General features: G+C 49.6%; 9 protein-coding genes and 1 pseudogene. 5 read left to right on the top strand and 5 right to left on the bottom strand.

The features are described from left to right. Together RM811_RS16650 and RM811_RS16655 are read right to left on the bottom strand one after the other, a co-directional pair. Nucleotides 1-1,089: DUF1501 domain-containing protein (locus RM811_RS16650; RefSeq protein WP_402526549.1), on the bottom strand; the 1,089-nt coding region annotated here is incomplete at its 3' end. A gap of 4 nt (nucleotides 1,090-1,093) precedes the next feature. Then, entirely contained in the window at nucleotides 1,094-2,473 is a 1,380-nt protein-coding gene (locus tag RM811_RS16655) for a DUF1800 family protein (protein ID WP_402526551.1), read from the bottom strand. A 173-nt stretch (nucleotides 2,474-2,646) separates the two neighbouring features. Here RM811_RS16655 and chrA point away from each other — a divergent pair, with 173 nt between their 5' ends. Further along, a complete protein-coding gene (gene chrA, locus RM811_RS16660) occupies nucleotides 2,647-3,789 on the top strand; it encodes a chromate efflux transporter (protein WP_402526553.1) in 1,143 nt (380 codons plus the stop codon). Nucleotides 3,790-3,901: 112 nt separating this feature from the next. On the opposite strand, the gene RM811_RS16665 is transcribed toward chrA, so the two are convergent. Continuing rightward, entirely contained in the window at nucleotides 3,902-4,498 is a 597-nt protein-coding gene (locus RM811_RS16665; RefSeq protein ID WP_402526555.1) for a hypothetical protein, read from the bottom strand. Between the two features lie 151 nt (nucleotides 4,499-4,649). Here RM811_RS16665 and RM811_RS16670 point away from each other — a divergent pair, with 151 nt between their 5' ends. The 3 genes from RM811_RS16670 to RM811_RS16680 all read left to right on the top strand — a co-directional run bounded on the left by RM811_RS16670 (nucleotide 4,650) and on the right by RM811_RS16680 (nucleotide 7,581). Further along, entirely contained in the window at nucleotides 4,650-5,591 is a 942-nt protein-coding gene (locus RM811_RS16670) for a LysR family transcriptional regulator (RefSeq protein ID WP_402526557.1), read from the top strand. Nucleotides 5,592-5,735: 144 nt separating this feature from the next. After that, nucleotides 5,736-6,962: an amidohydrolase family protein gene (locus RM811_RS16675; protein ID WP_402526559.1), complete on the top strand. Its 1,227-nt coding sequence runs from the start codon at nucleotides 5,736-5,738 to the stop codon at nucleotides 6,960-6,962. Nucleotides 6,963-7,245: 283 nt separating this feature from the next. After that, a complete protein-coding gene (locus RM811_RS16680; RefSeq protein WP_402526561.1) occupies nucleotides 7,246-7,581 on the top strand; it encodes a hypothetical protein in 336 nt (111 codons plus the stop codon). An 84-nt stretch (nucleotides 7,582-7,665) separates the two neighbouring features. Here the strand turns inward: RM811_RS16680 and RM811_RS16685 are convergent, their stop codons facing one another. Beyond that, complete coding sequence (locus tag RM811_RS16685) at nucleotides 7,666-8,109, bottom strand: hypothetical protein (RefSeq protein ID WP_402526563.1); 444 nt, start codon at nucleotides 8,107-8,109, stop codon at nucleotides 7,666-7,668. Between the two features lie 210 nt (nucleotides 8,110-8,319). Between RM811_RS16685 and RM811_RS16690 the strand changes: the two genes are divergently transcribed. Next, nucleotides 8,320-9,036, top strand: a complete 717-nt coding sequence (locus tag RM811_RS16690; RefSeq protein WP_402526566.1) for a response regulator — start codon at nucleotides 8,320-8,322, stop codon at nucleotides 9,034-9,036. Between the two features lie 412 nt (nucleotides 9,037-9,448). Here the strand turns inward: RM811_RS16690 and RM811_RS16695 are convergent. Next, nucleotides 9,449-9,792, bottom strand: a pseudogene (locus RM811_RS16695) (alpha/beta fold hydrolase); the annotation flags it as partial.

Genomic DNA, 9,792 nt, shown 5'->3' on the forward strand with positions numbered 1-9,792 from the left:
TGCTGAAATCCACTGACGAATATCAGACGTTGGTCGTAGATCACGCGCTTCATACAGATCTTTTCTGGCCAGTCCCGGCCACTCACCCAGTACTTTGCCACCACTGACAGCACCTCCGGCCATAAAGAGACAGGAAGCAGTACCGTGGTCAGTACCGCCGGTACCATTCATAGCCACGGTTCTGCCAAACTCGGTAGCAATCATAATAATGGTGTTACTCCAGGTTTTTTCTCCCATGCTGGCTCTCATGGTTTGCAGGCCTGAGTCCAGTTCCTGAAACTGTCGTGAAAGGCGGGCAGGCTGATTGTCATGGGTATCCCATCCGCCCATTTCCAGCATGATGGCATCGGGGCCCTCCTGATGACTGAGCAGCGTGCCAGCCGCTTCTGCCAGAGCCTTGAATTTACGACCATTGCCATCCATTGAGTTACCGCCTTCCATCGCGTTATCGACAATACCCCTGACATTCAGGGCCTCTTCCAGGCGGTTATGGAGCAGGTCATCCTGCTGGTAAATCTGGAAGAGTCTCTGGTAAAGGTCTTCTTTGGCAGAGGGTATGGTATTTGGATACCAGGTGCTGGCACGCTGTCCCCCACGGAGGCTGACGGGCAGAGAGTGAGAAACGGCCAGCCCGGTTTTGCCGGTGGCCTCCAGAGCCCTGGAAAGCCAGCCATTGTCCTGATTCAATGGGATCAGGCCGGACTCGAGTACATCCTGACCTTCAAAGTGTGAGCGTTGACGATAAGGTGATGCAACAGCAACCACGGGCATCATCTGTTTCTGTTGATACCAGCTATGCAAGGTGGAGAGGTTACTGTTCAGGCCAAAGCCTCTGTCCATCGGCAGCATGGAATCAATGGCTGGCTCAACAATGCTACGCCGATGACGTAACAAGTCGTCATCAAAGGCAGGGATGACTCCGTGCAGTGAGTCCATTGCGCCCCGAAGAACGATCCATACCAGCTTTGGCGAATTTCCCTGTTGTTCCGGAGTTTGGCCGAATGCCAGGCTGCCGGTCACTGGAATCTGTGAGCAGATAACTCCGGCCCCAAGCCATTTGATCAAGTCGCGTCGGTTGATTTTTGTCACGCAGCTATCTCCTCATGAACTCAGGGCTGAGCAGCAATAACGATAAACCCTGCTGACGGCTTTCTGCACGGCTGATAATGGTTCGGGAGTCACTCATCATCTGCTGACCCAGAATGGTATCAGCGAGTGCCAGCGGATCGATTCTTTTTTTCAGCTTTTCTACCCAGCGGTTCGCCCAGTCGATCCGGGTCAGTAGTGCATCGGATCCATCCCAGGCACTGCCCACATCAGCAAAGCCTGCAGGAGAGCCTGCACCAAATGGTTTATGCCCCATGGCAGTCAGCGTATTGACCAGCATTCTACTGTGTTGTTCCACATTCTTCTTACGGGGTGAAAGGCTGTCTGTTGCCCTGCAGACGGAAACAAGAAACTCGCGGGGAGTCTTCAGCTTCTGTGGCTCAATCTGCCAGCTCTGTGGGTGCTGAATCAGTATGGTAATGACGTCGTTCAGGTTGCCACCGGTCTTCAACCACTGTGTCTGCATTTTATCCACAAGGTCTGCGGGTGGCTGATCACTGATCATGTGTCTGGCCAGCTTCCGGGAAACGTATCTGGCCGTTGCAGGGTGTACTGCAAGGTCGCGAAGGATGGCCTCTCCCTGAGTGGTTCCGGTATCCGGGTATTTTTTTCCCAGAACGGTGCGCTGTCCTGGCTGGTGAGCCCTCTCACGAAATAAAAAACCATGGTCTTCTTTTCCCTCAGGTCGGGCTACGCTCCATCCGGTAATGGCTTTTGCCAGCTCCTGAATATCTTCCAGCTGATAGCCACCATTAACGCCCATGGTATGGAGCTCCAGAATCTCTCTTGCCAGGTTTTCATTCATCCCCCTGGCTTTTTTTGAATTCTTTTTAAGATAATTAGCCTGTCTTGATTCCGGCCCAATGGACTTTTCATTATCCAGATAGATAAGCATGGCTGGATGTGTTTCCACGGCGACAAGCAGGTCAGCAAAAGAGCCAAACAGGTTCGGGGCAATGGCCTCCCGTTCAAGGGTGGGAGCCAGTGGTGTCATCAGGCCGCCCTGGGCTGACACACTGAAGTGGTTAGAGAAGAAATCCAGCAGTCGCCAGCTGAATGAGTGGGTGCTGGTGATGGTTCTGGTCAGGGTATCGCTACAGAACTGGAAATAGGTTTTCTTTAGCGGAGCCATCATTGAGTTCTGACTATTCTGTTTCTGTCCGGCTTTTTCTGCTTTTTTCCTGGCACGAAACTCGGCGTACTGGCTCATGACCGCTGAGCTGTCAGGCAGGCTGTTGTCCATGATGGGCGTGGTTAAGTGCGTCCTTAACCAGCCCTGAGGGTCTGACTGCGCATCTTTGATTTCATGATCTCTGGCCCCCATTCCAAAACGGTTGGTGGCTATGACTGCCAGATGGTTGGTCATGTCGGTTTTAGTCCATGTCTTTATCAGCGCTTTATTTTCACAGTCTAAAGGGATTGTGGCTGAGTAGGAATATTGATCTTATTGATTCTGGTCAATCAAAAGAATCAATATGCATAATAGGCAACAGCTGTTTATCATCCGGGTAATATTTTTGGACTTTCGGTAAGTTGCCTGTGGATAAATTATTCACCATTTTCTGGCAGTTTTTTCTGCTGGGCTGGACCAGTTTTGGAGGTCCGGCCGCCCATATCGGATATTTCCGTAATACTTTCGTTGAGAAGCGCAAGTGGTTAACGGATGTTGAGTATTCGCAGCTGATCGCCCTCAGCCAGTTTTTGCCGGGCCCCGGCTCCAGCCAGATTGGCTTTGCCCTGGGTTATCAGCGAGCAGGTCTGTCAGGGGGCGTTGCTGCCTTTGTCGGTTTTACCCTGCCATCGTTTGCTATTTTGCTGGCGGTGGCCATGAGCAGCCAGCTGTTCCTTTCTGCTGACTGGTATCAGGGGATTATTGCCGGTTTAAAACTGCTGGCTGTTGTGGTGGTTGCGGATGCAACCCTGCAGATGTTCCGATCTTTCTGTAAAAGCCAGCTGACCATTAGTTTGTGTGTATTCAGTGCAGCGCTGTTGCTGGTATTTCCCAGTGTATTTGTGCAGATGGCTATTCTGGTAGCGGCAGCACTGATTGGCTATCGCTGGTTACCAGGCAATGAAGATAATAAAGACAAATGTCGTTTTGTTGCCTGGCCATTAATTCTGTTTGCCGCTTTGTTGTTTGGCTTGCCGCTACTAACAGGTTATTCCTCACTGATGCTAGTGATCAGCGACTTTTTTCAGGCTGGCAGTATGGTTTTTGGTGGTGGTCACGTGGTTCTGCCTCTGTTGCAGAGTACAACGGAAGGTATGATCAGTACCGATAACTTTCTGACAGGTTATGCCGCAGCGCAGGCTGTACCTGGCCCAATGTTTACCCTGGCCGCGTATCTCGGGTATTTTGCCTCTGAGTCCACCCCCGTACTGGGTGCTATTGTGGCAACGCTGGCTATTTTCCTGCCAGGCTTTCTGTTGGTGATTGCTGTTCTGCCAGCCTGGCAGGCACTGGCCGGACGGGCGCGGGTTGCCGGAGCTGTTGCGGGTATTAATGCATCAGTAGTTGGCCTGCTGCTGTCAGCCCTTTATTCACCGGTGTTTACTTCCGCCGTTCATTCCGCTCTGGAGATGGCACTGGTTCTGATGGGTTGTTTCCTGCTTCGGGCCATGAAGCTTTCAGTCTTCTGGCTGGTGGTGATGTTTATTGGGGTAGGGGTTGTGCTTTTATAACGGCTCACTATCTGAGTTGAAATCTTCCGTGGCAAGTCTTGTTGGTAATGATATCGATGGTGCCTGCCATGGACGCAGGGTTTTACCAGACCCTGCGTAGATTTGGGTAAGTTTATATGGAGATAACGGTACTTCGACCCTTTGGAATCTTTCCCTTCCTCTGGTTATATAGACGCGGGCTTGTCAGGTTTCCTGAACTCAGCTTTGGACTCAAGTGCTTTCCGGTTAGCGCTATATATCTATGTTCAAGCTGTAAAATTCCAGCATTGATATCTGCAAGTTCACATGCACGCTTTTGGTCTTTTATTCTTTGATCTGAACTGGCCTGCTCTGATGGTCTCTTCAGGGAGGGTTTCTCTGAATTCTTTTTTATTTTTCTGACTGCAGATATAGCTGCTGATAGTATTGCTGACCGATCATGAGATGTAGCTGCTACAAAATGAGATAGCCTGTTATAGGCTGAAGCTTCTTTGTTTGAAGAAGCTGATTTTCTGGGTGAAGTCGGGTCGGGAGTTTTATCTTGAAAGAAATGATTAAATTCACGGTGTTGTTGTATGTAAGCAGTCGTTTTATCCAGAATGGTTAAGGTTCTTTTTGGCTTGTAAGGGAGGAGCTTTCCCAATTCTCGCAGTTGATTACCGGCCAGAGCCTCTGGTAGTGGTTTTGTGGTTCTACTTGCAAACGTACCTGCGGAATGGTCTGCCTCCACATAGCCTGATTCTTCTGATAACAGACTCCAGTAATAGCTATTGCTACTCACGCTTGTTACTCCAGATCTACTATATTCGGACATAAAATGTTTGAAACGGTAACAATAGCCAGTATCGAGGTCATACCGGACATGAATAAAGACAGCAGTAATGACCAAACCTTTAAAACAGAACCTTTCCAGAATAGACCTTAATCTCCTTACGGCTTTGGAAGCTCTGCTGGAAGAACGCAGTGTGACCAGGGCAGCGGCACGCCTTTTTATCGGGCAGCCTGCCATGAGCCATCACTTGAGCCGGCTCCGGGAACTGTTTGATGACCCTGTGCTGGTGCGACAGGGCAGTCAGATGAAACTGACGCGACGGGCCAGGGAGCTGGCCCCGAAGGTGAAAAAGATTCTGGATCAGGTCCGGAATGATCTGCTGCCGGTTCAGGATTTTGATCCCGCCAGTTTTGATGGCCATTTGAACATTGGCATGACTGATTATGCCGAGTCACTGTATGCCGAGGTGATTGTTCAGGCTCTATTACAAAGTGCTCCAAACTGTACCGTCAGTTTTATTCTGGTGGATCGGGACAGTGCTTTTACCCTGTTTCGTAATGGTCGTCTGGATCTTGCCATTGGCAGTCTTGGGGATGGCCCCAATGAGCTTGCTGTAGACAAGCTTTATACAGAGAAACATGTCTGCCTGTTTGATAATGACCGACTGAAGCTGGATATACCGCTGTCCTATGAAGATTTTCTCTCTGTAGATCATGCGCTGATAAACAACACCGGGAGTGTAAAAGGTGTTGTTGATGATTTGCTGGCCAAGCGTGGAGATCGAAGGAAGGTACGGGTGACCTGTGGGCGCTTTACCTCATTATTGCGTCTTTTACCGGAGCAGCCTTTGATCTGTGTGGTGCCTCAGGTACTTGCAGCCCTTGGCCGGCCAGACCAGGGGTTGACCATGTCTCCCTGCCCGGTAGCCGTGCCGGATTTTGATATCTACCTGGCCTGGCGGAAAGAAGATAATGAAGCGCCGGTTCTGCAATGGCTCAGGGAGCTTGTGGCCAGCACTGTAAAGCATCGACGGCTTTCTTTATTGCCTTAAAGGCCGCTGCCCGCTGCCCGAAAAAGCTGGGCCCGCTTGCCTTTTACGGAAAACAGGAAGCGTTTTATAGGGTAATGACGCCTCTGGTGAATCTCCTGGCCTATACTGGAAAACTAATAATAAGCCCAACAGAGGAGAGTTCATTTGGCAATCATACGAATTATCAATGCCCATATTCTGGATGTCGTTCAGGGCTCCCTGTTACCAAAACAATGCCTCAGCATTAAAGATGGTTATATACAGGCCATAGGAGACAATTTGCCCGATGAGTCGGCAGATATCACGCTGGATGCTGCAGGACGGGTTGTTATGCCAGGGCTGTGTGATGCCCATGTCCATATAACCGCAGGTACTCCCGATTTTGTGGCATTGCGTCACTGGCCTCCTTCCTATGTAGCAGCCCATGCCAAAGGTATTCTGGAAAGCATGCTGATGCGTGGTTTTACCACAGTGCGTGATGCCGGTGGTGCTGATTTTGGCTATGCCCGGGCCATTGATGAAGGGCTTCTGGTGGGGCCTCGTTTGCTCTTTTGCGGACATGCCCTGTCACAGACTGGCGGTCATGGCGATATGCGCCACCCCGGGGATAACCAGGCAGATCATTGCTTTTGTTGTGCGGGGCTTGGGAAGGTCTGTGATGGTGTTACCGAGGTACGCAGAGCCTGTCGTGATGAAATTCGTAAGGGAGCTCACCAGATTAAATTGATGGTATCGGGTGGTGTCGCGTCCCCAACCGATCGAATCACCAGTACCCAGTTTGCAGAGGATGAAATCCGGGCAGCTGTCGAAGAAGCAGAAGCTGCCAATATCTATGTGATGGCCCATGCATATACCAATCGTGCCATTATGCGAGCCTTGAATTCAGGTGTGCGGTCTATCGAGCATGGCAACCTGATCGAGTCGGATGGGATAGAACTGCTCAAACAGAAAAACGCCTATTTAGTACCTACCCTGGCCACCTACGACCAGCTGGCTCTTAAAGGTGTGGAAGCGGGTATGCCTGAAGCACTGCAGAAGAAAGTTTACAGTGTACTGGATGCGGGTCTTCAGGCGCTGGAAGCCGCCTGGCATGGGAAGGCAAATATCGTGTTTGGAACGGATTTACTGGGCAGTATGCACAACGCTCAGCTTAAAGAGTTCGCCATACGCGGGGAGATCATACCACCAACTGAATTAATACAGTCTGCTACGGTGAAAGCGGCCGAACTTTTTAATCTATCCGGTGAGATAGGCACTCTGGCGGAAGGCTATCGAGCAGACTTGCTGATGGTAGAGGGGAATCCGCTTGATGATATCGGTGTATTACAACAGCCGGAACGCTATCTGAAAGTGATAATGAAAGATGGCAGGATTTATAAAAATAAACTGTAGCGCATAATTCCGGTGTTGCACTCCCGGACAGAAATTTCTCCGACCAATTTCACAATGGCCAATTCCAGACTATAAATATTGGTTTCCTTGAAAGGGAATTAATCGGGTAGAGAAGGCTGTTGGTAATTATCAGCAGTCGAAAATTAATCAACAATATTTCTGTCGTAGGTCTGTGATGCATATAAATACTTATTTACCCTCGAAATTCACTCATCTTGCTGCCGCCAGCATAATTGTATCAACAGTGCCTGGGTGCAAAGGAAGGTGTTTAGGAATTGCCTGTATGGCTGCCGGGTTCATGAGCCTTGCTCAAAATATAATAAAAAGTTACGAAACAGGTGAACTTCTTTCCCGTAGAACCTTGGTGGATTTTACTATTTCTGCCGCCGCAATCGCTGTGGGGTACGTGCAGTTGTTAATGGATTTTGTTCCAGACCGTTATGGCGAAGGGTATGATGCCGGGTATTATGCAGGGTATAAAGCAGGGACTCGGTCAGAACGTGACAAATGGATGAATTTAGAAGAGGGGTTGATTCCTGACATTGAATGTATCAACTCGTTTGACTTGGGTGCCGGCACTAACTTTACTTGTCCGGTACGAACTAACAGAAACGGATAAAAGCAAGTAGAGAGACGACGGAGATGGCTACTTCCAACACGTAGTGCGAAAAATAGCCATATAAAAATATCCGGGTTAGCAGATTTAATTTTTCTGTTTTGCTTCCATACGTTCTTGCATCATGTTGTAGCGATCCAGAGACATACCATTTTTGGCCAGCTCTATCTCTTTAACCAGAGAGTTGTCTTTGGTGACGATGGTGACTTTGTAGCCGTCTTTGGTGGATGTGACCGTGCCGACTTTAACATTCGGGTTACCCTGCTTAATCAGGTGGGCTTCATTGAGGATTTTAACCTCATCAGCGGTAAACTCGCGGCTCATATGCTCTTTGAAATTGGCATGTTTGCCCATCATGCCGCGTTTGCCATGATCACTTTTTTGTCCATGGCTTGAGCGATACTCACTACCACAGCCTTTGTTGTGTTCTTTACCGCCTTCACCTTCACCCCACCAGGCAAAAGCTGAAGAAGCTGTGGAAACAGAGAGTGCGGTGACTAAAGCGGTTGCGATCAGTGTTGTTTTTTTCATGGCAGGTTCTCCGGTTGTTTTTCTGAAGTGTTCTTAACACGTTTTGTTAAAGAAGCTTCCGATGACTTAATTTAAAACCATAGAGGTCTCAGAAATATCCCGTATATATGGAGGTTTGTCGCAATTTGTATCAATTGGTCGTTGCCTATCCAAAGTTGCTGCGTTTCGACCTTATAATGACAAAATCGGCAATCTAAAAAGTTCAGGCTCATGAAAAAACACATTCTTGTGGTTGATGACCACGACGATATTCGCGATCTGTTGGGTCGCTATCTGGATCAGCATGGTTATCTTGTCTCTCTGGCGGATGGCGGTGAGGCGATGCGTAGCGTTCTGGACGCTGAGTCTATAGATCTGGTGGTTCTGGATATTATGATGCCCGGTGAGGACGGTTTGAGTTTGTGCCGTTATCTGCAGGGGCAAAATGGTCCACCCGTGATCATGCTGACCGCCATGAGTGAGGAAGCGGATACCATCGTTGGGCTGGAGATGGGGGCGGATGATTATGTCACCAAGCCTTTCAGCCCCAGAGAATTGCTGGCACGGATTAAGGCTGTCCTGCGCCGCATTGACCAGACTTCAGTGAAGGAGACCTCTGAAAATAAGGACTCAGAAGTGCAATTTAAAGGCTGGAGCCTGGATATTCATCAGCATCAACTGACCCGGGAAGATGGTTTGCTGGTGCCATTAAGTGCCGCCGAATTCCGGTTATTGAAGGTCTTTCTGGAGCACTCACGGCAGGTGCTCAGCCGAGACCATTTGATGGATTTGACCAAGGGACGGGAAGCGTTGCCATTCGACCGAAGTATTGATAACCAGATCAGCCGGTTGCGAAAAAAGATTGAGAAAGATCCAAAAAACCCGGCCCTGATTAAAACGGTATGGGGTGGGGGTTATATGTTTACTGAAGAAGCCAGATCCGTGTGAAGTGGCTGTCGCAAAAGGGAGAATTAACACCCACCCGTCATCCCCGCGCAGGAGGGTGTTGCAAAACCCTCCGGACATCTCGTTCCCATGCTTTTAGGCCCTGTGGGTCCTGCGTGGGAATGCATACCGTACTCGCCACAAGTGAATAACCAGCCTGAAACCCCCACAGGTTCGGACAAGGAGAGGTTTCTCCACATGCGGCCAGATCCGTATGCATTCCCACGCAGAGCGTGGGAACGAGGGTTTTGCGACAGCCTCGAAGGCGGGAATCCATCTCGAGAGTGGATCCCCGCCTGCGCGGGGATGACGGCTGGTTGTTAATTATCCCTTTTGCGACAACCTCGTTCTGAGTGGGAATCTAAAACCTGTCACCTTCGCCCGAGCATAGGAGGAATCACCCGTTAGCAACCCATCAGCCGTGTTTTATAAAATCCAGGCATTGCCGGTTAAACCAATCCTTATGTTCAACCATCACCCAGTGACCACATTCACTCAACAGAGTAAAACGGATATTACTACAGCCCTTCATCATGGTGTCGGCACCACGGGAAGGACAAAACTTGTCATTCACACCCCAGATTCCAAAAACAGGGCACTCCAGCTCATGCAGACGGGAAGCCATGTTAGGTACTTGCATCGTGGACAGGACACAAACCGGTTGTTCATGAACGACAGCAACTCGTTCATTCACCGTCTCATCCGGCACCAGTGAAGCATCATAGAGCTGAAGGCCTAACAGACGTTTCATTCCAGAGG

The organism is Endozoicomonas sp., assembly GCF_031844845.1.
Lineage (GTDB): Bacteria > Pseudomonadota > Gammaproteobacteria > Pseudomonadales > Endozoicomonadaceae > Endozoicomonas.

Coding starts and splice junctions, on each gene's coding strand:
- RM811_RS16680 (WP_402526561.1), top strand. CDS start 7,246: ATGGCTGCCGGGTTCATGAGCCTTGCTCAAAATATAATAAAAAGTTAC.
- RM811_RS16655 (WP_402526551.1), bottom strand. CDS start 2,473: ATGACCAACCATCTGGCAGTCATAGCCACCAACCGTTTTGGAATGGGG.
- RM811_RS16685 (WP_402526563.1), bottom strand. CDS start 8,109: ATGAAAAAAACAACACTGATCGCAACCGCTTTAGTCACCGCACTCTCT.
- RM811_RS16670 (WP_402526557.1), top strand. CDS start 4,650: ATGACCAAACCTTTAAAACAGAACCTTTCCAGAATAGACCTTAATCTC.
- RM811_RS16690 (WP_402526566.1), top strand. CDS start 8,320: ATGAAAAAACACATTCTTGTGGTTGATGACCACGACGATATTCGCGAT.